Here is a 24486-nt window from a genome sequence, read left to right on the forward strand (position 1 = left end):
GCTGCACAATATGATTATTCAGTTCATTCGTTTACGGTAATGTGAGGTACAGTTCATGATAACTCAACCATTTTTTTCGAGGATGGGTTGGGTTTATTTGGCTGTGCCTTTTTTCATTCACCCAATACGAATGAACGAGGTGCTTTTCTATGTCCAAATGGAATAAACACGAGATGAAGGCCAGCCTGATCGGGAAGCATCAACATCTTTTTAGTTGTCCTGTATGCTCTCAACCCATGTGTATGGTGGAAGGCAAAAGCCTCCTATGTACGAATCAGCATTGCTATGATCTTTCAAAACACGGGTATTTACATTTATCCGCCCGATCCCATAAAACCAAGTATGATAAACAACTATTTAACTCCAGAAGAATAATGTGCAATAACGGATTTTTCGATCCTTTAAATAAAGCCATAAGCTGCACGATGATGAAGTTGATGAAGCCACTGTTCGATCAAAAATCACATCTGTACTTGCTCGATGCAGGTTGAGGGGAAGGCTCCCATTCAACCCACATTCAGGACAAGCTTACCGGGAAGGGAATCACCGAGCTTACAAGCGTAGGTATGGATTTGTCTAAAGAAGGTATTGTGGCCGCAGCCAAAGCATATCCCCATGCTCTCTGGTGTGTTGCTGATCTGGCTCATTGCCCATTTGCAAATCAACAATTTGACAGTATACTCAATATTCTGTCCCCTTCTAATTATGCTGAATTTAAAAGGATTCTATCGGAGGACGGCTGCATCCTAAAGGTCATTCCCGAACAATATTATCTTGAGGAATTGAGATGCTTGTATGAACAGAAAAAGCCAGCTTATTCAAATGACAATATAGTAAGCCGATTTAAAGATCAATTTAATCTTCTATCCGCCGAACGAGTAACCTATCGCTTTATGCTAAATGCCGACCTCGTGGAGCCTTTGCTCCATATGACTCCCTTATCGTGGAGAGCTACGAAAGCAGACTGGCAGCGAATGCAGGCAATAGATTTACCGTATGTAACAGTAGATTTGCTCATCTTATGCGGTAAAAAATAACATACTAAAAAGCATTCACGGCATGTGATTATATATGCTTCGTGAATGCTTTTTTTCGTTAATGCTGTCGCTTAAGAAAAACGAGTGTAGCGCAACAGGTGAACCAGCCGATTTAACCGTTCTATCTCCCGATCCAACTCATGCAGCGGCTGTCCGGCCAAAGCAGCGTTCGCTCTCTGATCACGTAGCGGGTTTATTTTCCGACCCATGAGTTTCAGCACCGTGGCCTTTCCCAAGTTATTGACCACCACATATTGCGTTAGCGGATCAAGCTCAAGCCACAATACATGATGCTCTTGAAAAAATGACAGTAATTGCTTTTTTAACTTCTCCAGCTCAAGAGGCTCACCTACAATATGTGGATGATGATGAAAAGCCACATAGCCCATCACGCGCAGGTCACTTATGATTTGTTCCAAATGAAGCTTTTCGTTTATGTACACATGGTTCGTGCTCACGCGATTTCTTACACCATTCGTATGATGTTCCCGGATGATATTCACCACCTGACTATCGTTTATTTTAAGGTTTATCTTTCCCCTTGTTCACTATAGCGCAATCGGCTTTGAACAAAAAAACAACCGGCTTATACGCCAGTTGTTTCCCGTTCCACAAAATACTTATTGGTCATATAATGAGCCTTGCCTCTGGAAGTATCAACCATTCCCTTTTTATTATCGAGAAAAACAATCTCCCGGCATTTGGTACAGTACCACTTGGTCCGCTTAAAGGGGGATTCTGTTACATACGATGTACCACATTTGCAATCTACTTTAATTAAGGTTTCTGTTGATTTGTAAGCTTGAGATAGCTCTCTTAAGCCAGTATCCGGCTGTTGAATCGGGATAATGACCTCCTGATAGCTTGAATACTGATTGTGCACTTTAAAGTCAGCCACCAGTTCCGCATGCAGTCCAAAGTACTCTTTGCCAATCTCGGTTACAAATTTCTTGCCGATTCTGTAACACTCAAGCCATTCCTGTATCTGTTGATTAGACAAAGGCACCGTGCCCTTGATACCACTATTTAATGTGTAAGTCATGATGTATAAAGTATCATCTTGTCTATGTCCGTACATGAGAAGCCTCCTTATAATACACTTGATAATGTACTACAAAGCGTACAAAACATCAATTTTATTATTTGGCAAAAGATATAGTAGCATTTCCAGGTATGGATTTAATATATCGTGAAATGCACCAAAGATGCGTGCAAGTCTGTTAGAAAAGCAACTGACAATCCGTCAGTTGCTTTGTCTTTCTACATAGTATTTGTTGGTCATGTACCAGGCCTTGCCTATATTCGTATCCACCATGCCCTTTTTACGATCCAGGAACACAATATTGTTGCATTCCTTGCATGACCACTTGGTTCTCTTATGAGGTGATTCTTCTATATAGGAAGCACCACATTTACATTCTACCTGAATTAATGTTTTATACTGACTATACGCTTCTACCAGTGGGTCCAGATCTACAGCTTTGTGTTCCATTATAGGCTGTATCATGGATATGTGCTCTCTCTGCTCCGAGTATTCATTATGTACCTTGAAATCTGCTACCAACTCAGGGTTTAAACCAAAATATTGTTTGCCCACAACCGTTACAAATTTACTGCCAATTCGATATGCTTTAATCCATTCCTGCACCTGTTTACTGGTCAGGTCGACAGTTCCCTTTATACCGCTGTTCAGCGTATAAGTCATCAAGTGTTGGTTGGGTGTCATGTGTCTTATTGTTCACCTCCGATCAAGAATATACCACAGGTAGGCTCTAGGCAAAAACCTGATTCATCTTCCATCCTGTCGCCATGCTGAGTACTGCTTTTGTAGGAATTTATATTCTTAGACTATCACTAGATGCATTTCTATCTAAACATAACTTTGTGATACAGCTTTCCATCTCAATTATTCATATAATTTATTGGCAAACACATGGTATTTTCTTCCTTATCTATATAGTACACCACTTACACACAAATTCCCATATATTTCAGCGGTTTAATCGTTTTTTTCGTTATATATTCACCTTTGCTAGTTTAGATATATTGTGTCAGCTGATTTATCACAAAACAAAAGCCTTCCCGACCATCCTTCATTGTTGAAGGATCATTGAGAAGACTTTGTACCCCGCAAGGAACGAGAGGTCAGATTTTTAATTCGCCAAGCCTGATTAATTCTACGACCGCCTGTGAACGACCTTTTACGTTCAGTTTCTGCATTACGTTGGAAATATGGTTACGCACCGTCTTCTCACTAATAAATAGTTGTCCGGCGATGTCACGCGTCGTTTTGTCCTGCACGAGCAGTTCAAATACTTCACGTTCACGGTGAGTTAACAAAAACTTGTTTTTCTGGTCGTTACCCTTCGTCAATTTCACCCCTCCTTGCTCGGGTTTTGTGTGGTGTAACAAGGTTAAGGGATACAGTCAACACATTTTATGTCATGTGCTCAGGTATGGTTCAATGTGCGGATAAAAATGGGCATAGGCACCTTACTTGCAGCTTTAATGATGAGTTGAACTTTGTGTCTAAAATATGTATTGACAGGCATATAGGGCAGCCTTATGATAAGAAAAAATGCGACTGATAATCATTATCAAAAAATGATAATTCGATATAGAGATCGCGCTATAGACTATGGTTCAGGGCCAGTTTGGCCAGAAAGGGTGTTCATTAATTATGAAACTACGTTATGCCGTGCCGGCCGGAGTGCTGGTCTCTTCTATTCTGTTTACAGGTTGCGGACAAGCCGGAACTGCGGATCAGCAACCCGCTGCAACACCCAAAGATACAGGAGCAACAACACAGACCACGACTCCTGCGGCGACTGCTCCCAATTTTGATCAAGCGGTTGCGGCTTATCGTACCTATGCAACTGAGCAGTGCGATACGTTTGTGAAAAAGACAGAAGAATTCACGAACGCAGTCAAAGCTGGCGAGCTGGACAAAGCCAAGGCTTTGTATGCTCCAGCACGTATGTACTATGAACGAATTGAACCGATTGCGGAAGCACTAGGCGATCTGGATCCGAATATTGACGCTCGTGACGGTGATGTGGAGGCAGCGGATTGGCGCGGCTTTCACCGTATTGAGAAAACATTATGGGAAGAAAACACCACCAAAGGGTTGGACGAGTTTTCCGACCGCCTGCTGAGTGATGCCAAGCTGCTGCGTGCCAAAGTAGAAACAGTTAACATTGATGCCAGCTTAATGGTAACAGGTGCAGTCGAGTTGCTGAATGAAGTATCTACCTCAAAGGTAACGGGTGAAGAGGAGCGTTATTCTCATACAGACTTGTACGACTTTGCGGCCAATGTAGAAGGTGCTCAAAAGATTTATGACATTTTGAAAACAGATCTGAACCAAAAAGACGCGGCGTTGGAAAAACAAATTGGTGAGCGCTTTACAGCCTTACAGCAGGAGCTGGCTCCTTTCAAAGACGGCGAAGGCTATGTATCGTATACCAAACTGAAACCGGAAGAAATTAAAAAACTAAGCCAGAACCTCGATGCTTTGGCAGAACCGTTGTCCCAAATGGGGAAATTGTTAGGAGTGTAATGATATGAAAGGCTTTAAGCGGCAAAAAGGACAAGAAAAGCCGCAGTATGCGGAATCCCGTAATGAAGAGTCTGATCTGACAGAAAAGGATGCTCAGTCCGCGGATGATGAGCGATCAGGAAAAAGTAAATCCGTATCACGTCGTGATCTATTGAAGCTGGCCGGGGTAGGTGGATTAGGTCTACTGCTTGGCGGCGGTGGCGTGGGCGCTGTGCTGTCAGCCAGTCAACGCCTCGAAAGCATGATGACGGAGGCAGATACCAAGGATGTGGTTCCTTTTTACGGCAAACATCAGGCGGGCATTGTAACTCCGGCACAAGATTTTATCTGTTTCGCTGCTTTCGATCTGACGACTCGCGACAAGGAACAGGTGCGAAATCTCTTCAAGGCCTGGACGGAAGCAAGCGCTACAATGACTTCTGGTGTGCTGCTTGGCACTGATAATGAAAATCTCAACCTCCCTCCTTCCGATACGGGCGAGGCAGCAGGATTGTCTCCGTCCCGGACGACGATCACCTTTGGTGTGGGTCCATCCTTTTTTGATGGACGGTACGGCCTGGCAAGTCTCAAGCCTGCCGGGTTCCGTGAGCTGCCTCGTTTTCAAGGAGACGCCCTGGATGAGCAATGGTGCGGCGGTGATATCGGAGTGCAGGTATGTGCCAATGACTTGCAGGTAGCTTTCCATGCCCTGCGTAATTTGGCGCGTATCGCCAGAGGAACAGCGGTACTTCGTTGGACACAGGAAGGCTTCCAGCGGACGGCACAAGCTGATCCTGCAGGAAGCACCCCGCGCAATTTGCTTGGCTTCAAGGACGGCACGGGAAACCCGGACACGTCCAAGGCAGACGAAATGAACCGGTTGGTGTGGACACAGACCAATGACGGACCGGCATGGATGGGCAATGGTAGCTATATGGCTGTACGCCGTATTCGTATGCGGGTAGAGGTATGGGATCGTTCAACATTAGGTGACCAGGAGGATACCTTTGGACGCCATCGCAGCAGCGGTGCCCCACTGGGCAAAAGCAAAGAGTTTGACAAGCTGGATCTGGCGGCTACAAGTCCGGAAGGCAAGCCGCTTACGCCCCCTACCTCTCATGTGGCATTGGCTCATGGGAACGGGAGTATTAATATTTTGCGGAGGTCTTATTCCTATTCAAGCGGATTAGACAAGCAAACAGGACAGCTCGATGCCGGACTGCTGTTCATCAGCTACCAGCGTGATCTGTTTAAGCAGTTCGTTCACATTCAGGAGAAGCTTGCACGCAATGACAAGCTGAACGAATATATTGTTCACAAAGGCAGTGCGGTGTTCGCCTGCTTCCCAGGTGTATCGCAAGGCGGATACATCGGGGATACGTTATTTTAGCAGCAGGCAAGGAAGGGGATTTATATGAATCGGCGCAATAAAAGCTTGGGGTGGATGTTTGTACTGGTAGCAGCTCTGCTGCTGACAGTAACTCCCTTCATATCCGGCTCCGGGTCGGCCGCTTTCGCACAATCAAATGCTAAAGCTGTCTCTAATGATCAGCTAATGCCTGTGGTCGGCGGAGCACTGGTGGAGGCGGGACAAGACCAATGGACGGAAGCCTCCAAGGACCTAAAGGAATTCCGTGGTTTGTGGCAAGCCGCCAAAGCAAATGGCGGGGATTCAGCCCATATCGCGGCCGTAGATCAAGCTCTGACCGATGCGGAAGAGGCTCTTTCCCATGGCGGCGGGGATTCAGCAAAAGCTGCGTTATCCGTGCTAGCGCGCTCGGTCAATGAGTTCGTGACTGCTGCCGAAGGAAATAAACCGGCTCCAGCCGGAGCCAAAGCAGCGGAAAAGCTGCTTCCTATGGCGAAGGGCAGTCTGACTGCCATGCAAAAAGGCGATTGGGCTGCTGCGCGGGTGGATTACGACCGAATCGTTAAAGCCTGGTATCAGGTGGAGACACCGATTCGTCTGGATCATTTTTCAGTATACAGTTCGCTTGAAACGAAAATCAGCCTCATCCGCATCTCTATGCAAGCAGAGCCCATACGTCAAGCACAGGCTCTCAAGGAAATGCAGGAGTTAACGACGCTGTTGTCTGATTATAGTCAGGGCAAACTTAAGAACACAGATCAAGGAGCAGATGCAGGCAATGCCGCTGCCGGAGCGGCGAATGGTTCAACAGCTTCCCTGGGCGATGCAGTCACCCTGCTTGAATCCGCACGCCAAGATGTTGTAGCTAATCAGCCAGAGCAGGCCGCAGACAAGGTAGGACAGTTTATCGCTCTATGGCCTTCCGTCGAAGGACATGTACAAATTTCCGATCCGGCGTCTTACACTGCAATTGAAAATCAAATGACCGAGACTTCCGGATATCTGCTGTCTTCTCCACCGAATACGGATAAAGCCCTGCAGACTCTTGATCAGATGCTGGACAAGCTCCGTCCGTTGACCGAGGAACGTTCTTATACTGCATGGGATGCCGCACTGATTTTGCTGCGCGAGGGCCTGGAGGCCATTCTCGTGCTCGCAGCTCTGCTGGCGTATGCCAAAAAAAGCGGTGAAGTCGTGGCTGGACGCTGGATATGGGCAGGAGCTGGTACAGGACTGGTGCTAAGCGGAATACTGGCGGTGCTGTTCACCTCGCTGGTGGCAGCTGCTGCATCGGGCAGCATGCGTGAGCTGCTGGAAGGTGTCACCGGGCTGGTAGCTGTTGTGCTGATGCTAACTGTCGGTAACTGGCTGCATAGCAAATCCAATGCTGCTGCGTGGAACCGCTTTGTGGAAAACAGCGTAGGCAATGCACTGGCACGGGGTAGCCTATGGTCGCTCTTTGCGGTTTCTGCGCTCGCGATTCTACGTGAAGGGGCCGAGACAGCTATCTTTTATATCGGTATCGCTCCAGCCATCGAAACCTCGCAATTGCTGATCGGCATTGGCTCGGCAACGGTTATACTGGTCGTTCTTGCATTTGCAATCATCAAGTTCAGTGTACGGTTACCAATTCGCGCCTTTTTCCTGACCGCCACTGTACTGATTTACTATCTCGTATTTCGTTTTCTGGGTGAAAGTATTCATTCGCTTCAGGTGGCTGGCAAGCTTCCGGGACACACCGCGTCCTCGCTTCCATCCATTAGCTGGTTGGGAATGTATCCAACCTGGGAAACATTTATCCCACAAGCCCTTGTGCTGATCTTTATGGTATGGCAGCTTGTCCGTCAGGAAATTCGCAGTTCCAAATCACGTTAAATCGATACTATAATACTCAAAATGTAAAAAACGCCAAATCACAAGTTCGATTGATATCGACTCCCATGATTTTGGCGTTTTTACATACTTACATTACATCCTCAGGCAACGCAATCATGCGCTGATGATGCAGAAGGTCCGTGCGATCACCGTGTTCACGAATGATATGCACTTTCCCGCGATAATCGAGCAGTTCCGCCGGAGTAGCATGTCCCAAGAAATATAATGGGCTGTAGCTCAATCCATAGGCACCTGCATTCGGAAAAGCAATATAATCGCCCTCTTGAATCGGGGGCAGCTCCGCTTTTTTCACTATACAATCCTCGGGTGTACACAGCGGACCAACAATGCTTACCGTCTCCAGCTCCGTAGAAACCTCTGCTGATTGTCTGCGCATAATTCGCACAGGGTAATTGTCCCTTAAACGGCGTCCCCGAAAGGTAGCTGCGACGTAGTGGTTCATGCCGCCATCAGCTACGACAAACTTCTCTCCCTTGGATTCCTTGGTATACAACGCCCGGCAGACATACATGCCTGATTGAGCGACCAGATACCTACCGCTTTCGATGATCAGCCTAACCCCCGGCATGCGGGATCGGGTCTGCTCCGCGAGTGCATTAAGTCCATCAATGACGTGATCCATATCAAGCGGCTGCTCATGGGCAAAATAAGGTACACCAAACCCGCCGCCCAAATTGATCGTATGCATCGCCACACTATACTGAGCCTGCACCCGTTCTGCCAACTGCAAGGTATTCGCAAATGAAGCTAAAATCTGATCCGCTTTCAGCATTTGCGTACCTGTATATACTTGAATGCCTTGAAAATATACGTGCGGGCAATCTTCCAGCACCTTAAAAAAGTGATCCAGCTGCCCTTCATCGACTCCAAAAGGGCGCGGAACACCGCCCATTTTAATCGTTGCTCCCGACAGGTCATTATCGGGATTGATTCGAACCGCAGCCCTGACAAACACGCCCGTTTGGGCGGCAATGTCCTCCAGTAGGCGCAGCTCTCTCACCGATTCTACATGAATGCAGCCGATCCCACAGGTTATCGCCTCACGCAGCTCAGCTATTGTTTTCCCCGGTCCAGCGTACAGTACGTCCTCCGCAGCATACCCGGCCTCCATGGCGACGAACATTTCTCCAGCCGAAGCAATCTCGACACCGCAACCTAACGAGCGCAGCAACCCAGCCAAGGCTACGTTACCATTAGCCTTGAGCGCGTAATGTACACGCACGGCCGGGTGCAGCCGGGCCAGCAACGAGCTGACGTGAGCATGCAGCGCGTCTCCATCATAATAATAAAAGGGTGTCGGATGCTCGCCGAATCGCTCCAGTAAAACTTCGTCCTTTTGATCCATCTGCTGAATCCCCTCCTCTCTTTGCTTGGATATTCCGTATTTTGTATTATTCGAATCTCACCGATTGAAAACCACGACCATACTTATACTGCATAGATCGCCTCGCCTGAGCGCGCTGCTTTATGAATAGCTGCCAGCAGTCTGACGCGTTCAGCAGCCTCATGAAATGGAATAGGCTCCGTTTCACCCCGGATGATGCTGCAGAAGGCATCCAACTGATTGACATAATAGTTCATAGGCTCAAAAACTGTTTTAGTAGGCAAGGATGACTGTGATAACGCAGACCGTACTTCCACATCCGATATATTCACCGCGATATCCTTCTTTATTATTTCCGTCTTGAGTGTCATTTTATAGAAACCCAAATTCGCTCGAAAGCAATCCTTTAAGGTGACTACTGCCGAATCAAAGGTCAGTACATGAGCACAGCGATAAGGACGCTCAAATGAGAAGAGGGCAGATGCCTCTAGTCCGCTCGGGTAACGGGCTTGCGCATGAAATGTCCAGTCACAACCATGAGGGCCAGCGAAATCCGATTGACTGTGGAATTCCGCCTGCTCCAATCCAACAACGGCCTGAAGAAACTGGAGCCAGTACACACCCAAATCCCAAAAGCATCCCCCACCCTGCTCCGGACGGGATCGGTAATTGTCCGCATGCCCTTCTTTTGCCGGAATGCATAGACTCGTTTCTATGGAGCATAAGCGACCATAACGACCTGATTCTATGATTCTTCGCAGTTCACGCTGCCAAGGGTGATGCTGCACCATGACTCCCTCCAGCAGATAAGCGTTGCTCTGTTCGACGATAGCCGCCAAGGGAGCCAGATCAGCTGTATTCAGGCATAACGGTTTTTCCACCAGCACGTGCTTGTGAGCTTGTAAGGCTCTGCCAATCCACTCAGCATGTAAATCGTTGCTGAGCGCAATATATACAGCGTCGATGTCCGGGTCTTTAAGCATATCCTCAGCATGACCATAAACGACATTGACTTCATAACGCTCTGCCATTTCTTGGGCCTTGGCAACCGTACGATTCGCAAGCGCGGTCACGCGTGCTCCTGCAACATGTCGGATCGGTTCCAGCAACGCACGAGGGGCAATGGCAGAACAACCAATGATCCCGAAGCGAATATCTTGCATCGCAGGTTCTTGCGCAGCCGCGGCAGCGTTCATGATCCCTGCTCCATTCCTGATGGCACTTGAATGCTCTTCACATAGGATTCTATATAACGTGGCGTCCGACTGCGCAGCTCTACGATTCTCCGATGCATTTCCTCCAGGATCTGGGCACTGCCGCCATAGGTTTCTATCCATGTCTCGTAGCGCATACCTAACCCCAGACGTTCCCATAGATCCGCATTATGCTTCTCATGTACACCAAACGGCTCCAGCATAATCAGCGGAGTAGCTGTAGCGAACGAATCGGTCAGGCTGCCGCCACCGGGCTTGCTGACAATGGCCTGGGCATGACATGCTCGGTCCAGCATGCAATGGTAATCCGGTCCGATCTGATACACCGTTTCATCACCTATTTTCACCTCTCCGAAAGGTGGAAATGTATGCTCCCCGGCTTCATTTCGCTGCCATGTTCTCCACTGCGGGTCCATCCGAAAATAGCGTATACTGTCCCGCTCTTCATCTGGTTGATCCTGATCATACAACAACAGATCCAGTTCCCAGCCCGCTTCTTCTAACCGTCCAACCTTCTCACGGTAGGTGCCCATCCCCCAACCGCCGCCATGTACGAATAAACGGGCTTGCCGTGCTTCAAAAGGGATATGCTCCACTGCCGGGATGTCAATATAGTGATTGACTCTATTTTTATCATTTTCAAACAGGGTCGTTTCTTCACAGCCATCAGCAAAATGCGGGTTATGCTTGGCTAGATTTTTCCAGGAAGGAGAAGGTGTCGAATCCATATACACAATGTCCGCATGCACCGACTCCGACTCTCTGCGCTTGCGATACTCCTCCAGTACATACATCCAATGACCGGATAAGCATATAAAATACTGCCGATCCTCTTCTATCCATTGGTTCAGCAGTACTTCCATCGCTGCAGGGTCCAGTGAATTACGCATATCCTGCGGAACCTTCTGCGACATTAAGGCCACTGCAAAATTGTCATGGTAAGCTTTCCGGCTTTTGTCGACCTTGAGTCGGGCCGATTCCGGCAGTACATTTTCAAATACATGGATCGCCGTATCCATGCCCAGCCTGCGAAGACCCGCTTGCAGCAGCAAGCCAGGGGTATAAAAGCCCAATCCGAAACCGGAACACAAAATCGTTACCTTCAAAAGCTTCTCCGTACTCTTACGCATGCTTATACGCCTCCCGTTTAATTCAGCACTGTAAAATGTCGCTCTGCCAAAAAACGCTCCAGCTTTGTAGTCAATCGCATTTTTTCCTCATCATTCGCAGCAACCAGTTCCAAATAAAGCCGGCCTTTGCCTCGTGCCCGTTCATTTCCATCAGCTTCTTTTGTACCACTCAAGTCAGGCTGACCCATGCCGTTCCCTTCTGATCCGCCATCGCCGGCTCCAATCCCACTTATACGAACCTGCTTGGCAGATGATCTGCCTCCGCACCCGGTTGCATTTCTGCTTGGCACAGGGGTATGGCCTACAATCCTGTTCTCACCGTCACGTCCACCTGTGTTTACATATAACGTATTGGCTCCCAGAGGCATGACACCTTCCTCACGTTCACCTGTAAACAGCAATCCCTCGCCTTCTAGCCCTAACAGCAGTTCTTCATAAGATAGACTGCCATCATGGGAAAGCGAATAATTCGTCAACGTGCCACGCATATTTTTCCCAGCCAGATAGGTATCAAGCTGATGCTTAATCAAACTCATCGACTTTCTAGCATTAATTTCGATAATGGGCTCCAGCTTTCCACCACGAAGTGTCATGGAGTCTATGCATACATCGCCGTAATATCCATCCCGATACAATTGCTGTCCCACATCCTGCATTAAGCTAAAATAGCCGTCACGCTCCAGACGCTCCATAAAAGCCCTGTCCGGCGATAGGGATTCCCGATAGGCGAATTGAGTATTAGCCAGCCATTGCACAGATACGATGTCGACACGCCCATCATCGCCAATCGTAAATTGGCATGAAAAATCCTGCTCTTTCTCCAGAAAAGGCTCCAGCAAGAACAGTACCCGTTTGCCTTTGCGCTCCTGTCCACGCAAATACGATACGACCCGGTCCAGCATTTGTGTCGAAGTGATGTGCAGATTGCCTTTGCCCGATACGCCAAAATCATCCTTGATTAAAAAGCTTCCATCCCGCAGCAGTTTACGCCCTGCTTCAGCGACATCCGCAAACGAAGTCACAATATGACCAGGGTTGCGCAGACCAAGACTGCGTTTCAGCTCAGAGGAATAGGTTTTGGCATTTACCTTGCGAATCGTTTCCAGCGGCGGCTGATGCAATGTAATTCCCCAAGCACGCGCGGCCTCTTCCACATGCGGCAACCCCGCAAACGGGCTAAGCACACAGCCTTCCAGTTGAGGAAAACCTTCTCCAGTATCACTCTTGCGACTACTCAGCAGCTCGAAAACGGAAGCGGCCGACACATTGCCCGCCTGTTCCATTCCGTCGGTCAAATCCCGTTCGTTTACAGCCGGATGAAAGCCCAGCTGCGCAATATACTGACGATGTACGGGCGAAATGGCAAAACGTGTCAACAAGGCGTCTCCCGGCTGACAAAAGCTAAATAGCAATTCATCCATAGCCGCTACAATGGCAGAAGAAGCCCGGTCAGGCAGGGCGGGCAGGGAAGCTAGCTCGGTATCTCGCCAGTAAGCCTCCGCTTCAAATGTTCCCATATATAAATGACGCTGGTTCGGTATCGCATTCATATGATTCGCTTCCTTTCCTGCTTCATTATGAACCTACTACACGGTAGCGCTACTGGCTCGCGCTCGTATAATCACGTAGAGCAAACTGCCATATCAAGCGAATAATCGCCAGCAGCCAGAGAGGTGCGAGAAATGCCCATAGCATCAAACCGGGTTCCATTTTGCCGAGAATGAACATGGGCGGAAAATTACAGATGACAAACACCGGGAGCACAAACAAGCCAATACGCTGAATCAGGTTACTGTACACGGCCATTGGCACATAATTTGTCTCGAAAATGCTGTTGGATAGCTCTGTAACACCGTTCGTGCGAATAATCCAGAAGGCCAGCAATTGGGGCAGCAAAAACACGGAGTATGCCGTAAGCACTCCGCATCCGAGCAGCACGGAGAACCCTCCTACGGTTTCCAAATTAAATGGCAATCCGAGTCGATGCCAGCCGACCCCCGTCATAATTCCGCCGCCAATTACATTCGGCAAGGTATAGCCCAGCTCAAATTGACGCAGTGTCACCATAAATTGCAGCGATACGGGTTTGGTCATGAGCACGTCCAGTGAGCCGGTACGAATTTTGTCAGGCAGGCTTGTAAAATTACTGTAGAACAATCCACTATAAAAGCCGCTCATCATCGTAAACACGCCGATATATAACAACATGGCGTCAGGAGACCAGCCGTTAATGTCTGTCCCAGCGCGGTATGGAAGCGATGCGTACAGCAGCTTGATAAACAAATAAGCTGTTTCAACCAGACATGCACTTATAAAATTAGTGCGATATTCCATTTGCGACATGACGGAAAACTGGACAAATTTCCAGTACAGTCTAATGTAGCGCCTAATGTTTTGGAAAACATTTTTCATGTTAACCCCCCACCGAGACAAAGCGTTTGACCCCGGCTTGCCACACCCAGCGTGATACGGCCGCCAGCACTACAATCCAGAGCCATTGCACGCCAATGCCTTTAGCGGCTTCCAGCACAGTCAGCTTGCCCGTCAACGCATTCACCGGAAAAAATACGGTGTAGCTGAAAGGTAGCAGACTGAACAGACGGGCCAAAGCATCTCCAAAAATCGTCAGCGGAAACACGGTACCGCTAGCTACATAAATGACCAGCGACAGCGTATAAAAAAGTCCCGCCGATTCCGTCACCCAAAAGGCTATGCCGCTCAGCGCATAATAGACCACAAAATTAAGCACAAGTGCTCCCGGCAACGCCAATATGTAAAGCAGGATGTACGATAGCTCGAAGCTGATTTGTCCTTCCAGGCTAAGACATAACAGCAAAATAGCAGCCGCCAGCAGCACAACTGCGGACTGTATGACTTTGCCTCCAATAAACCGGCAAAAACGGTAAGCAAAATAATGCACAGGCTGTACCATGAATTTTGCCAGTCCACCTTCCTTGATATCTGTAGCAATTTCATATTCAAAGCCCGTCGCAATCAATTTTCCAGTTACTCCTGCCATGACCACATACACCAGCATTTCCGGCAGAGAATAGTCCACCACTCTTGCTTGTCCCGAAGAACCAAATACAGCTAGCCAGAGAAAAATTTGCGTCATGATCGGCAGCATAAATCCCGCCATTTGCAGCCAATAATTAGCCCGATACTCCATTTCGTTTTGCATGCCAAGCTGGAGTACCTTCACATATTTGTTATTTCGCATCAGCCAGCCTGCCCCCATCGTACAAATTGGCTATCCCCTCTTCCAGCGGGACGTCCTCAATCGTAAAATCAACGACAGGCAGTGCGTCCAAAATCTTTTTGGACCAAGCCAAGGTATCTTCTGCATCCAGCTCAAATACCGCCTCCAGCTCCGAGTTGGAGCGAAGTTTGCCGAGGCTCGCCAATGTTAGGTTGGATACGGGGTTCTCCAGTCGAACCTTAAGTAATTTACGGGCACCGATGACCTCATTCACCTTGTGTAAGTCTCCGTCATACACCAGTCTGCCCCCACTGATAATGATGGACCTAGTGCATAGATCCTCAATGTCCTTCATGTAGTGGCTTGTCAGCAAAATGGTCGTCCGGTGGGTGCGGTTATAGGCTTTGAAAAACTCTCGAATTCGCCGCTGAGAAACAAGGTCCAGTCCGATGGTCGGCTCATCCAGTAAAATGACCCGTGGACGATGCAGCAGCGCGGCGATCAGTTCCATTTTCATACGCTCGCCGAGCGATAGCCGCCGAACCTGCACATGAAGCTGCTCCTCCACCCCAAGCAAAGTGACCAGTTCATCCAGCGCCTCTTTATAACGATTATCATCGATTTCGTAGATAAGCTTGTTCAGCTCGAACGACTCGCTTGCGGGCAAATCCCACCAAAGCTGGTTTTTCTGTCCCATCACGATGGAAAACTGACGTTTAAACTCTTTTTGTCGCTTCCAGGGAGTAAAGCCGAGTACCGATGCCTCCCCGTCCGTGGGATGGAGAATGCCGGACAGCATTTTGAGCGTTGTTGTTTTGCCCGCCCCGTTGGGACCAAGAAATCCGACAATTTCTCCTTCCTCAATGCTAAAGCTAACATCCTGTACAGCCTTCTTGGTCAGCTGTTCACGCTTAAACAAATTTTGTAGCGATTTGCGCACGCCCGGCTCCTTTTTGTAGTACGTAAACGTTTTCGACAATTGGTTTAATGTAATGGACGGCAATGAATTCCCCTCCTCTTTCCTCTGTGCGTGATACCTGGATGAACGCGCCTGGTACAACTGAAGGCTTTTGACTACTCGGCTGCTTGCTCTGTCAAAATCATCAGTTCTTCCAGCATATGACGCTGTCTTTCAATCAAATGCAGAGCCCGTTCTGTAATCTCAGGCATCCGATGCTTGCGCAATTGGAGTCCTGTTTTGTAAATATGCAGATTAAGCTTGTGCCAATCCGCGTACAACGCCTGTGCCAATTCAATGATATGCTGTGCTTGCTGCCCCAGCGTAGCTTGATGCAGCAGGCAATAATCAGCTGTATAATCCGCCAAATGAAGAGCGCTACCCAATCGCAGATTGTAATAAATTTCATGGCAGTACGTCCGAAACTCCTGATCCTCCATGTCTTCTAACAGATGGAAGTCACCGACAAATGCCCGGTAACCCGCATCTCCCCGCTTGACATGCTGGTCTGTTGTAACTTTTTCACCCGTCACATACTGACGAATATGGTAAGCACACGCAGCATGCATCTCCCTCGGCGAAAGCGGGACAGGCTGCTCCACCAGCCATGCATACTCAATAATGCCCTGCATGAGGTCGTCGAGCCGGGCTGAGCCCACATAAGTCATCGCATGTCCCGAGGAATCGAGCAGGAAGCTATCATTCACCTGTGCTATCCGTTCTTGCAAGTCCAGTCCGTACAACTCAATCACATGACCCCTTGGGTAATTTTTCACATATACATCGTGATAGGTTAAAGCGGTGCTCGATGTGTGCAGCATCGTACCATAACCAGATGTGAGCACCCGCAACAGATCGGTTTCATTGCTGACTCCTTCGACCCACGGTTCTACTCGAATAACCGGTCCGCCACTGGCGGCCATTTCTTGAAGCTGCTCCGGATATTTCTCCGGTCCGAAGCGCTTCAAATCTCCACCATACTCCGCGCACATACTCCCACACAGCATGAACAGCTCGGCTTCGGCCATGTTCACCCCATACCTCTGCAATGAAGTACGCAGGGAAGAATATACACAATGCTTTCCTGGGAGAGCATTTGCGATTTCCTCTGCACTATGATCAACAATGGAATTATGACGGGTCACCATATCGGACTGCAGCATAGGTCTTGTCTGTTCAGCGCCCTTATGCATATTTGCCCAGCAGACGCTCAATGCCTTGCAGTGTAGATAGATGCTCCAGCACCAAATCGTCGTCCTCCATCGTAATATCAAGCTCATTTTCCAATTCTACAATTAATTCAACAGCGGATAAGGAATTCAGGCCCAAGGTTCGCAGGTCCTGATCTGGAGTCAACTGTTCCAACTCGCCGGGAGCCAGCTTCAAAACCTTTTCCAGCAAAGGTACTACATGGTATACGTCTGTTTTCATTCTCAATTCCCTCCTATTTATGAGCATCCTAATCCAGCAATGATACCTTCCAATTTGTGTGCATAAGCATCCGCTTCCTGCCAACTGTCTGCCAAAATAAGTGTGAAAATCCGGTTCACATAGCCCCGCTTTACAGGAATGCCAGACAAGGTACCCGCCGTATAAACAAACACCCCTTCAGGCCGTTCGGGTGTATAGAGCAAGCCTTCCTCCGCCAGCAACCCGCACAAACGGCTGTAGGTGAGAGGTGTAGCGGTCACGTTGCGGTAATAACGGGACAAGGTCTTATGCCGTTCTCCCAAGACAGAGGACAGGAACGAGATGTAAGTAGACAGGGTAAATCTGCCATTAATCTCGATCACCGGAATCAGCAAACCATCTTCGTCAACAAAACCGTCAATGGAAGCCATTCCCGTATACCCGATGGAATAGAGATACGTTCCCAACAGATAAGCACATCGTCTCACTTCTTCCTCCAGCGTCTCGCCAATATCAGCGGGAACCTGGGAGCCGATATAGACTGTACCGTCTACGTTTTGCCTTTTTAGCGAAAACATCGTCACCCCACCGCCCTCGTCAATGCAGAGCTGGTAGTTCAGATCCATTTGCTTATTATGCCAGCGCTCCACCAGCCAGCCGCCAGAAGACGATGACGAGCCTCCGAAGCGTCTCATTACACTCAGCAGCGTGTCCAGCTTGGACAGCTCGTCCAGCATATACATCCCTTGTCCCGAGGCCCCGTGTGGCTGCTTGATAATCAGCTTCACAGGCTCGTCCGATAAGCCAGCCAGTCTCTCACATTCTCTGCGAATTGCCGCTTCGTCTGCACATACAGCGCCTTCGCTGACAGCAAAACCAAGCTTTTGTGCGGTCAGACGGCTAAATATTTTATCATTCACCTGGGCGCATACCGCAGATGGAGCACCGATCAACTCCAGCCCACAACGCTCCGCAATCGCTTCCTCCTGCGGTGTGACCGCATAGGGTACGAGCCACGCTTTGGCTCCGCCGCTGCTATGGCCTGCATCCGCAACCGCACGTAGTCGTGCCAAAAGCGCGTCATCCGCCAGTACTAACTCTGAAATCGGCGTTAGCGGATCAGAAGGCTCTGGCACCTCAATACGCGGCAGGCTGAAACCTAACCGCTCAAGCATGTCCAGAAATGCCTCATCCGGCTGTTCACGGAGTACAATGACATCCTGACTTCGGCATAGCAGGAGATTCATTTCCTCCATCCGGTTTACGACCTGCTGTTCATCCCGGTCTACCATGCCCCCCTTCCGGGGGGATGGATGCCACACTTGCTCTGCGCCGATATTAAACAGCCAAATCAGGACCCCATGATCCCGTTCATGAGCAAGTGCTTCCACAAGGTTAATCGTTTTAGTCGTCACGTCTTGTCATCATCCCTCTCTCTTCCATCTAGTAGCAAACAATATTCCATAGGAGATTCATAGGAGATTCATAGGAAACTAAATGTATTTCAGAGAGCCTGCCCCATGCAGATACAGCACACTGCATTTGGAGCACACTGGCGTCAATCCTTCATGATTAATCTTTTGACGGGTTTTTTCATACGCATCCGAATTCCATATTTCCTTCAGACTGTGCTCACGCAAACTTCCAATCGTGAACTCACTGAAAAATTTACAAGGCATAACCTTTCCGTCTGGTAAAATATCTGTTCTGGAGGTGAGCGCCAAACAATGATTGGAACAACGGCTGACCATTTCCTCGCCATGTATAAATTTATCAATTTCCTCATAATCCAAGCCGGGCTGATAACGCACGCGAATGTTCCATACCCGCTCATTGATCCGCTGTAATTCCTGCATCAGGGGGTCGATGTTAGCCGGGTTGATTTTATATTTGAAAGCATGCCAGCTACTAATATTTTTTTCTTCAAGTTGTCGGAGCCAGGAGAAATTACGTGTAAAATATTCATCCATTTTAAAGGAGGTTTCTTTGGAAATGTACCAGGGGAACGTTAGCAGAACCAGATCCAGCCTCTTATCCTCCAGCATTTGCAGAAATTCGTACATCCGTCCGATCATGTTATCGTTAATGACCGCATGGACAGTTACCCGTCCCTTGTACAATCCCTGATCGCGAAGTTCAATCAGCTTATCCATCTGCCGCATTGTTTTCTGAAAGGTGCCTTTACCGCGTATTAAATCGTGTTCTTTTTCAAAACCCTCAATCGCTATTAACAACTCCAGATTTTCGGACAAATCCAAAATCCGGTCCAAATATTTATCAATGAGTAGTCCATTTGTACAAAAGGTCATTTCACGCCGATCTTCCGCCAGCACGTCCAAAATTTCATCAAAGCGCCGGTGAAACATCGGTTCACCACCCCACATGTACAGTCTGGACTTCACTTCCTTCGTTTCGCTCAAAATCTGCCGAAGCATATCCGGGGCAAGATCCATATTCTGTTCTTCTTTATCCATTTGGTGATGATAGCCTTCCTCGTTCCATTCAAAGCAGTGCGTACATCTTAAATTACAACGGTTGGTCAGCTTAATACCGATCGTCTGGGGCATGTCCGTTTTGAAAGCCGGATCCTGTGTTGCGTTACGATAAGACACGGAAGCGTTTTTCAGGTTACGCTTGATGAGCTTGAAAGCCTTCTCATCAATCAGCACATTGCTTTTGGGCTGCATGCTAACACCTCGTTTAATGGATTTTCAGGCAAAGTCTACCCTGCGTTCAGACTGTCTCCATACCTTCCGGGTGCGACACTTGCTCCGCATCGCTAATTCCTTGAATGTAACTGCAAAACGCATCTACTGAACGGAGATGTTCCAACTCAAAGGAATCAAAATCAATCTCCACATCAAATGCATCCTCCACTTGCAGCATGAAATGAACCAACTGCAACGAATCCAGTCCCGCATCATGAATAATGTCCGAATGTCCATTCAGCTTAGCGACCAATTCAGGATCTTCCTTGACCGCGCTGATCATTTCAATCACTTGGCTTTGCATAGCAAACTCCTCCTTGTGAATGAGATCCTACTCTTCCGTCCAACGATGCCCTTTGAAAAGCTCCTAGTAAAATTCCTTGATTGGAACTATATTCAATTATACTCCTCCATTGAAGAGACAAGTCAATAGGTTGTTTTGTAAGTAAAAGTCGCAAAATGTAAATTAATGTATGATAACTTCTACAAATTTTTCTGCATTTATTATTCATTTATAGAAGCTACACTTGAAAGTGATCAGCCTCTCCCCTCTTGTATGAAGTGCGTAATTATTTTACAATATACACGAAAATATTTTTCTTAATTCCATTTAATTAAATGATACTTTTTTTCACAGAAGCATTATATAGCTAAAGGAGCACAGCTCATGTCCCCCATTCTTCATACATTATCCCATCGACTGGAGCAGTTGCCTGTACAAGAGCGTAAGCTGGCGGAATCTATCCTGCAAGCCCCGGAGGATGTGCTGCATCTGGGTATTCGGGAACTGTCAGAGCGTTGCGGTGTGAGTGCCGCAACCGTTACACGGTTTTGCAAATCACTACATTTTAAAGGGTATCCCGATTTCAAAATGAAGCTGGCCGCCGAGTTGTCCCATTCCAACCTTACAGGTGAAGAATCCTATCAGGACATTGTGGCTGGAAATTCACTTTCCCGTATCGTGCAGGCTATTCAGGCAAACCATACGGCCTCCATTGCAGACACGACCCGGTTGCTGGATTTGGGCAAGCTGGAGCAGGCCATTGCATGGCTGTCAGCCACAAGCCGCATTGATCTCTATGGGATGGCAACATCCTCGATTGTGGCACAGGATTTTTACCAGAAGCTGATCCGTATTGGCAAGAATAGCACTGCCTTCGCAGATTCTCACATGCAGATTACCTCTGCCTCCTCGCTCGGAGCTGAGGATGTGGCCTTTGCCGTCTCTTATTCAGGAGAAACCCATGAGACCATTGCGGCTCTACGCTGTGCAAAGGAACAGGGTGCCAAAACATTATCCCTGACCTCCTTCGGAAACAATACGCTGGCAAGCCTTGCGGATATTGCGCTATTTTCCTCCTCATTGGAGGAAGGAATGCGACGTGGAGACATGGCCTCCCGCATCGCCCAGCTTCATATTATAGATATCCTGTTTACAGGTATGGTGAGCGCGAATTTTGACAAATATATTCCGAGATTGGAAGGTTCATATCAACAAGTGAGTAAGCTTAAAAAACAACCAGGGGGGCACTAAAGATGAACATTCGCATTTTGAACAGCCGTGAAAACCTGAACGCTACTGCTGCCACTGTGATCGCCAGCTTGCTGCTGTCCAAACCACAAGCCATGCTGGGGTTGGCCACCGGTAGTACGCCGATTGGCATTTACCGACATCTTGCGGATATGTACTGCAAGGGACAGGTGAGTTTTGCTCGCGCCTACTCCGTCAATCTTGATGAATATGTTGGTCTCTCCCCAGAACATCCGCAGAGCTACCGAAGCTTTATGAATGAGCACTTGTTTCAGCATATCGACATTCCCATATCTCATACACGCGTCCCTAACGGGAATGCCCTAAATCTCACAGCAGAATGTGCAGCGCACGAGCAGGCCATTCTGGATCATGGACCTGTGGATCTCCAATTGCTTGGCATTGGTCATAACGGCCATATCGGCTTTAACGAACCCGGTCACAGCTTGACCGGAGTCACACATGTTGTAGATTTGAAAGAAAGAACGCGCTCAGCGAACGCCCGATTTTTTGGCGATATCAATGCAGTGCCCAGACAAGCAGTGACGATGGGGGTTGGCACCATTCTTAAGGCGAAGCAAATTATGCTGGTGGCCTTTGGCACAGAGAAGGCCGACATTATAAGGCAGGCTTTAACTGGACCCGTCACAACGGAGTGTCCGGCTTCCCTGCTGCAATGCCACCCCAACGTGCTTATTTTACTGGATCAGGAAGCAGGAGGATGGTTCAAATGAAGTCAGATGAAATGAACGGTAACATACCGCAGCTATTGTATGGTCAAGTCGTCGTTGGGAATGACATCATTCCCAACGGAGTTGTCATCATTGAGGGGCAATCCATTGTATACGCTGGTTCAGAGGAGGATATGCCCGTGGACTGGACCTCATTGGTCTTAGGCAATCCTGAAGAAGTTGCCACACAAGCGGCGAATGTTGTTCGTCAGGAGGAGGGGTACCTGCTGCCAGGCTTTATTGATATTCATGTTCACGGCGGTAACGGTGAGGACTTTATGGACTCTGATCCGAGAGTGCTGGATGCAATCACCTCTTTTCACAGTTTGCAAGGAACGACGGCTATGCTGGCTACTACTATGACCGCGCCCAAGGAACGAATTGACCGGGTATTAAAAGAAGTTCACACATACATGGCATATCCCATGCCCCATGCGCAGTTGGAGGGGGTGCATCTGGAAGGACCTTTCATTAGTCCGAACTGGGCAGGAGCACAAAACCCGGAACATATCGTGCCTCCGAACCTCGCTTGGGTGGCAGAATGGGAGCAGCGCTATCCGGGCCTTGTTCGCCAGGTCACACTTGCGCCTGAACAAAAAGGCGCCCTTGAACTCATCGCATGGCTGCGTAGCCATGGCATTACCGCGGCGCTCGGTCATACGGATGCTACGTATGAAGAGGTTGAACAGGCAGCATCGTCGGGCCTGAACCATGCCGTGCACACTTTTAATGCCATGACTCCGCTGCATCACCGCAAGCCAGGAGCTGCGGGAGCCGTACTCGCTGATCCGCGCATTGAAGCAGAAATCATCGCAGATGGCATTCATGTGCATCCTGCTGCTATTTCCCTGCTTGCCAAGTTAAAGCAGGACCATAATCTCATCCTCATCACCGATGCCATGTCAGCCACCGGGCTGGAAGACGGTCATTATACACTCGGCGATTTGCCAGTGATTGTACAGGATGGTGTCGCACGACTGGAGGATGGCGTCACTTTGGCAGGAAGCACACTAACGATGATTGAGGGCTTCCGTTATCTAGTTCAACATGTAGGCTTGAGTATCCCCGAGGCATCACAAATGGCTAGCCTGAATCCGGCTCGATCCCTGAACATAGCTGATCGAACAGGCTCACTTGAAGCAGGTAAACAAGCAGACGTCTTGTTGCTGGATGCCGACTTAAATCTGCAAGGTGTATGGATTAAAGGAGTGCGCAAATCGTCATAGTTATATAATCCCCGCAAAAGAAAGAGCTATTCCATCAGCGTAACTCGCCGAGATGGGATAGCTCTTTTTGGGATATTCACAATTAAGGGTTTGAATTAGCGATGATTCATCGGTGCGGGCGTATTATTTTGTGGACGTGTTGGTGTTGTATTTTCCATTGGACGGTTTGTATCAGCCGCCGAAGTCGGGAATACACGTTCAATCACATCCACCATTTCATTGCTCAAGCCTCTGATCGGATGACCATTTTGTACACTGCGTGTAAAGTCAGAGGTTTGTCTAACAAAGTCCGGGTTAGCCGATACATGCACCTGTTCAATGGAAGGAGCAAATTGCTTAATCTTGTTAGCAATACGGCTCTTGACTGCATCAGTTGGTTCATATGCAGTTCTTGCTCCCTCGATGGTGTTATTGCCGTTATCTGTGCGATTGTTGTTGTCCGTCAAGCCACGCAACATACCGTACGAGCCTGTACCCATCGTACCGAACAAACCGTCATCACGACGTGCAGGTGTTCCATTCCCGGTAACTCCATTGTCTGTCATTCCAGGCGTTGTAGTACCTGTAGTTCGGTTTCCTCTGGTGCCATTAACGCCATTCACGCTCGGTACATTCCCGTTACGCCCGATATTATTAGCACTCGGAGTACCGTCAATGCTTGGAGCACCGACACCCGTTCCGTTAGCTTGGTCTTTCAAGGAAACGGCTACATAGGCATGTCGTTCACCTACCAATACTGTCGCAGACTTTACATCCGGCATCTCGGATATACGTTTGGACAAGTTGCGATCGACTTGCAGATTACGGATTGGATGTCCGGTTCTGTTGCCATTTTCATTCAATGACATCCCGTCCATACCGTTGGATTTAACCCCATAACGATTCACACCATCCATACGGTTTACACCATCTAAGCCATAACGATTCACACCATCCATACGGTTTACACCATCTAAGCCATAACGATTCACACCATCCATATGCTGTGTGCTTTGCGCGTTATAGCGTGTACTGTTCGTACGAACGTTATGATCAGCATTTCCACACCCGGTTAAAGCAGCCATGCTGGCAAGTAAAGCAGCTGAAATCGTAAAACTGATGACTTTTTTAGTTCCTGGCATGAACTCATCCTCCATACATATAAAATGTGTGACGAGATTAGCATGCGCCATCAATCTTAGGGATATCCTGACTAAAAAATGACTGAAAAAATAA

At 48.3% G+C, this 24486-nt stretch carries 25 protein-coding genes; 8 read left to right on the top strand and 17 right to left on the bottom strand.

The features are described from left to right. Positions 1-173 precede the first annotated feature (173 nt). Both OIU26_RS16810 and OIU26_RS16815 read left to right on the top strand, forming a co-directional pair. A complete protein-coding gene (locus tag OIU26_RS16810) occupies positions 174-491 on the top strand; it encodes a putative RNA methyltransferase (protein WP_436449163.1) in 318 nt (105 codons plus the stop codon). Positions 492-566: 75 nt separating this feature from the next. Continuing rightward, positions 567-1037 carry an rRNA (guanine-N1)-methyltransferase gene (locus tag OIU26_RS16815; RefSeq protein ID WP_264217462.1) on the top strand — a complete coding sequence of 157 codons (471 nt, stop codon included), beginning with the start codon at positions 567-569 and terminating at the stop codon, positions 1035-1037. A gap of 71 nt (positions 1038-1108) precedes the next feature. On the opposite strand, the gene OIU26_RS16820 is transcribed toward OIU26_RS16815, so the two are convergent. From OIU26_RS16820 to OIU26_RS16835, 4 genes are all read right to left on the bottom strand, one after another. Next, on the bottom strand, positions 1109-1543 hold the full coding sequence (locus tag OIU26_RS16820) for a hypothetical protein (protein WP_264217463.1): 435 nt from the start codon (positions 1541-1543) through the stop codon (positions 1109-1111). 80 nt (positions 1544-1623) lie between these two features. Further along, positions 1624-2115 (bottom strand): hypothetical protein, encoded by a 492-nt coding sequence (locus OIU26_RS16825; protein ID WP_013372771.1) that lies wholly within the window; start codon positions 2113-2115, stop codon positions 1624-1626. Positions 2116-2280: 165 nt separating this feature from the next. Beyond that, positions 2281-2763, bottom strand: coding sequence for a hypothetical protein (locus OIU26_RS16830; protein ID WP_165081689.1), 483 nt, complete (start codon positions 2761-2763; stop codon positions 2281-2283). Between the two features lie 419 nt (positions 2764-3182). Beyond that, positions 3183-3410, bottom strand: a complete 228-nt coding sequence (locus OIU26_RS16835) for a helix-turn-helix domain-containing protein (RefSeq protein ID WP_013372773.1) — start codon at positions 3408-3410, stop codon at positions 3183-3185. Between the two features lie 307 nt (positions 3411-3717). Between OIU26_RS16835 and efeO the strand changes: the two genes are divergently transcribed. Genes efeO through OIU26_RS16850 form a run of 3 tightly spaced genes read left to right on the top strand, consistent with a single transcriptional unit; the run spans position 3718 to position 7819 of the window. Further along, positions 3718-4596 (top strand): iron uptake system protein EfeO, encoded by an 879-nt coding sequence (gene efeO / locus OIU26_RS16840; protein WP_264217464.1) that lies wholly within the window; start codon positions 3718-3720, stop codon positions 4594-4596. A 4-nt stretch (positions 4597-4600) separates the two neighbouring features. Continuing rightward, positions 4601-5965 (top strand): iron uptake transporter deferrochelatase/peroxidase subunit, encoded by a 1365-nt coding sequence (efeB, locus tag OIU26_RS16845; RefSeq protein ID WP_264217465.1) that lies wholly within the window; start codon positions 4601-4603, stop codon positions 5963-5965. Between the two features lie 24 nt (positions 5966-5989). Next, the gene (locus OIU26_RS16850) at positions 5990-7819 is read left to right on the top strand and encodes an FTR1 family iron permease (RefSeq protein WP_264217466.1); all 1830 of its coding nucleotides are present in this window, start codon (positions 5990-5992) and stop codon (positions 7817-7819) included. Between the two features lie 88 nt (positions 7820-7907). Here OIU26_RS16850 and OIU26_RS16855 read toward each other — a convergent pair whose 3' ends face one another. The 12 genes from OIU26_RS16855 to OIU26_RS16910 all read right to left on the bottom strand — a co-directional run bounded on the left by OIU26_RS16855 (position 7908) and on the right by OIU26_RS16910 (position 20087). Next, the gene (locus OIU26_RS16855) at positions 7908-9185 is read right to left on the bottom strand and encodes a type III PLP-dependent enzyme (RefSeq protein WP_264217467.1); all 1278 of its coding nucleotides are present in this window, start codon (positions 9183-9185) and stop codon (positions 7908-7910) included. 83 nt (positions 9186-9268) lie between these two features. Next, positions 9269-10360, bottom strand: coding sequence for a Gfo/Idh/MocA family protein (locus OIU26_RS16860; protein WP_264217468.1), 1092 nt, complete (start codon positions 10358-10360; stop codon positions 9269-9271). Next, positions 10357-11508: a UDP-glucuronosyltransferase gene (locus tag OIU26_RS16865; RefSeq protein ID WP_165081677.1), complete on the bottom strand. Its 1152-nt coding sequence runs from the start codon at positions 11506-11508 to the stop codon at positions 10357-10359. Before OIU26_RS16865 ends, OIU26_RS16860 begins: the two co-directional genes overlap by 4 nt. A 17-nt stretch (positions 11509-11525) precedes the next feature. Next, on the bottom strand, positions 11526-13058 hold the full coding sequence (locus OIU26_RS16870; protein ID WP_165081675.1) for a hypothetical protein: 1533 nt from the start codon (positions 13056-13058) through the stop codon (positions 11526-11528). Between the two features lie 49 nt (positions 13059-13107). Continuing rightward, entirely contained in the window at positions 13108-13920 is an 813-nt protein-coding gene (locus OIU26_RS16875) for an ABC transporter permease (RefSeq protein ID WP_013372781.1), read from the bottom strand. Between the two features lies 1 nt (position 13921). Then, on the bottom strand, positions 13922-14746 hold the full coding sequence (locus tag OIU26_RS16880; protein WP_264217469.1) for an ABC-2 family transporter protein: 825 nt from the start codon (positions 14744-14746) through the stop codon (positions 13922-13924). Next, positions 14718-15710: an ABC transporter ATP-binding protein gene (locus OIU26_RS16885; protein WP_040102991.1), complete on the bottom strand. Its 993-nt coding sequence runs from the start codon at positions 15708-15710 to the stop codon at positions 14718-14720. Before OIU26_RS16885 ends, OIU26_RS16880 begins: the two co-directional genes overlap by 29 nt. Before the next feature lie 71 nt (positions 15711-15781). Continuing rightward, positions 15782-16858, bottom strand: a complete 1077-nt coding sequence (locus OIU26_RS16890) for a BtrH N-terminal domain-containing protein (RefSeq protein WP_264217470.1) — start codon at positions 16856-16858, stop codon at positions 15782-15784. After that, positions 16851-17096, bottom strand: coding sequence for an acyl carrier protein (locus tag OIU26_RS16895; RefSeq protein WP_016818498.1), 246 nt, complete (start codon positions 17094-17096; stop codon positions 16851-16853). The genes OIU26_RS16890 and OIU26_RS16895 overlap by 8 nt, the downstream gene beginning before the upstream one ends. A 17-nt stretch (positions 17097-17113) precedes the next feature. Continuing rightward, positions 17114-18490: a peptide ligase PGM1-related protein gene (locus tag OIU26_RS16900; protein ID WP_264217471.1), complete on the bottom strand. Its 1377-nt coding sequence runs from the start codon at positions 18488-18490 to the stop codon at positions 17114-17116. A gap of 78 nt (positions 18491-18568) precedes the next feature. Beyond that, positions 18569-19762, bottom strand: coding sequence for a radical SAM/SPASM domain-containing protein (locus OIU26_RS16905; RefSeq protein WP_013372787.1), 1194 nt, complete (start codon positions 19760-19762; stop codon positions 18569-18571). 46 nt (positions 19763-19808) lie between these two features. Continuing rightward, positions 19809-20087 carry an acyl carrier protein gene (locus tag OIU26_RS16910; protein WP_013372788.1) on the bottom strand — a complete coding sequence of 93 codons (279 nt, stop codon included), beginning with the start codon at positions 20085-20087 and terminating at the stop codon, positions 19809-19811. Between the two features lie 363 nt (positions 20088-20450). Here OIU26_RS16910 and OIU26_RS16915 point away from each other — a divergent pair, with 363 nt between their 5' ends. The 3 genes from OIU26_RS16915 to nagA are packed head-to-tail and all read left to right on the top strand — an operon-like array spanning position 20451 to position 23271. Further along, positions 20451-21317 carry a MurR/RpiR family transcriptional regulator gene (locus tag OIU26_RS16915; protein ID WP_264217472.1) on the top strand — a complete coding sequence of 289 codons (867 nt, stop codon included), beginning with the start codon at positions 20451-20453 and terminating at the stop codon, positions 21315-21317. A 2-nt stretch (positions 21318-21319) separates the two neighbouring features. Continuing rightward, positions 21320-22048, top strand: coding sequence for a glucosamine-6-phosphate deaminase (gene nagB / locus OIU26_RS16920; RefSeq protein ID WP_264217473.1), 729 nt, complete (start codon positions 21320-21322; stop codon positions 22046-22048). Beyond that, entirely contained in the window at positions 22045-23271 is a 1227-nt protein-coding gene (nagA, locus tag OIU26_RS16925) for an N-acetylglucosamine-6-phosphate deacetylase (protein WP_264217474.1), read from the top strand. Before nagB ends, nagA begins: the two co-directional genes overlap by 4 nt. A gap of 95 nt (positions 23272-23366) precedes the next feature. On the opposite strand, the gene OIU26_RS16930 is transcribed toward nagA, so the two are convergent. Next, positions 23367-24392 carry a YhcN/YlaJ family sporulation lipoprotein gene (locus OIU26_RS16930; RefSeq protein ID WP_264217475.1) on the bottom strand — a complete coding sequence of 342 codons (1026 nt, stop codon included), beginning with the start codon at positions 24390-24392 and terminating at the stop codon, positions 23367-23369. Positions 24393-24486: the final 94 nt, after the last annotated feature.

The sequence above is a fragment of the Paenibacillus sp. BT-177 genome, from assembly GCF_025846815.2.
Taxonomy (GTDB): domain Bacteria; phylum Bacillota; class Bacilli; order Paenibacillales; family Paenibacillaceae; genus Paenibacillus; species Paenibacillus polymyxa_C.

Excerpts from the sequence above, each read along its gene's own strand:
- OIU26_RS16810 (WP_436449163.1), top strand. The coding sequence starts at position 174 with ATGAAGGCCAGCCTGATCGGGAAGCATCAACATCTTTTTAGTTGTCCT.
- OIU26_RS16815 (WP_264217462.1), top strand. The coding sequence starts at position 567 with ATGGATTTGTCTAAAGAAGGTATTGTGGCCGCAGCCAAAGCATATCCC.
- OIU26_RS16825 (WP_013372771.1), bottom strand. The coding sequence starts at position 2,115 with ATGTACGGACATAGACAAGATGATACTTTATACATCATGACTTACACA.
- OIU26_RS16830 (WP_165081689.1), bottom strand. The coding sequence starts at position 2,763 with ATGACACCCAACCAACACTTGATGACTTATACGCTGAACAGCGGTATA.
- efeO (WP_264217464.1), top strand. The coding sequence starts at position 3,718 with ATGAAACTACGTTATGCCGTGCCGGCCGGAGTGCTGGTCTCTTCTATT.
- efeB (WP_264217465.1), top strand. The coding sequence starts at position 4,601 with ATGAAAGGCTTTAAGCGGCAAAAAGGACAAGAAAAGCCGCAGTATGCG.
- OIU26_RS16850 (WP_264217466.1), top strand. The coding sequence starts at position 5,990 with ATGAATCGGCGCAATAAAAGCTTGGGGTGGATGTTTGTACTGGTAGCA.
- OIU26_RS16855 (WP_264217467.1), bottom strand. The coding sequence starts at position 9,185 with ATGGATCAAAAGGACGAAGTTTTACTGGAGCGATTCGGCGAGCATCCG.
- OIU26_RS16860 (WP_264217468.1), bottom strand. The coding sequence starts at position 10,360 with ATGAACGCTGCCGCGGCTGCGCAAGAACCTGCGATGCAAGATATTCGC.
- OIU26_RS16865 (WP_165081677.1), bottom strand. The coding sequence starts at position 11,508 with ATGCGTAAGAGTACGGAGAAGCTTTTGAAGGTAACGATTTTGTGTTCC.
- OIU26_RS16870 (WP_165081675.1), bottom strand. The coding sequence starts at position 13,058 with ATGAATGCGATACCGAACCAGCGTCATTTATATATGGGAACATTTGAA.
- OIU26_RS16875 (WP_013372781.1), bottom strand. The coding sequence starts at position 13,920 with ATGAAAAATGTTTTCCAAAACATTAGGCGCTACATTAGACTGTACTGG.
- OIU26_RS16880 (WP_264217469.1), bottom strand. The coding sequence starts at position 14,746 with ATGGGGGCAGGCTGGCTGATGCGAAATAACAAATATGTGAAGGTACTC.
- OIU26_RS16890 (WP_264217470.1), bottom strand. The coding sequence starts at position 16,858 with ATGCATAAGGGCGCTGAACAGACAAGACCTATGCTGCAGTCCGATATG.
- OIU26_RS16895 (WP_016818498.1), bottom strand. The coding sequence starts at position 17,096 with ATGAAAACAGACGTATACCATGTAGTACCTTTGCTGGAAAAGGTTTTG.
- OIU26_RS16905 (WP_013372787.1), bottom strand. The coding sequence starts at position 19,762 with ATGCAGCCCAAAAGCAATGTGCTGATTGATGAGAAGGCTTTCAAGCTC.
- OIU26_RS16910 (WP_013372788.1), bottom strand. The coding sequence starts at position 20,087 with ATGCAAAGCCAAGTGATTGAAATGATCAGCGCGGTCAAGGAAGATCCT.
- OIU26_RS16915 (WP_264217472.1), top strand. The coding sequence starts at position 20,451 with ATGTCCCCCATTCTTCATACATTATCCCATCGACTGGAGCAGTTGCCT.
- nagB (WP_264217473.1), top strand. The coding sequence starts at position 21,320 with ATGAACATTCGCATTTTGAACAGCCGTGAAAACCTGAACGCTACTGCT.
- nagA (WP_264217474.1), top strand. The coding sequence starts at position 22,045 with ATGAAGTCAGATGAAATGAACGGTAACATACCGCAGCTATTGTATGGT.
- OIU26_RS16930 (WP_264217475.1), bottom strand. The coding sequence starts at position 24,392 with ATGCCAGGAACTAAAAAAGTCATCAGTTTTACGATTTCAGCTGCTTTA.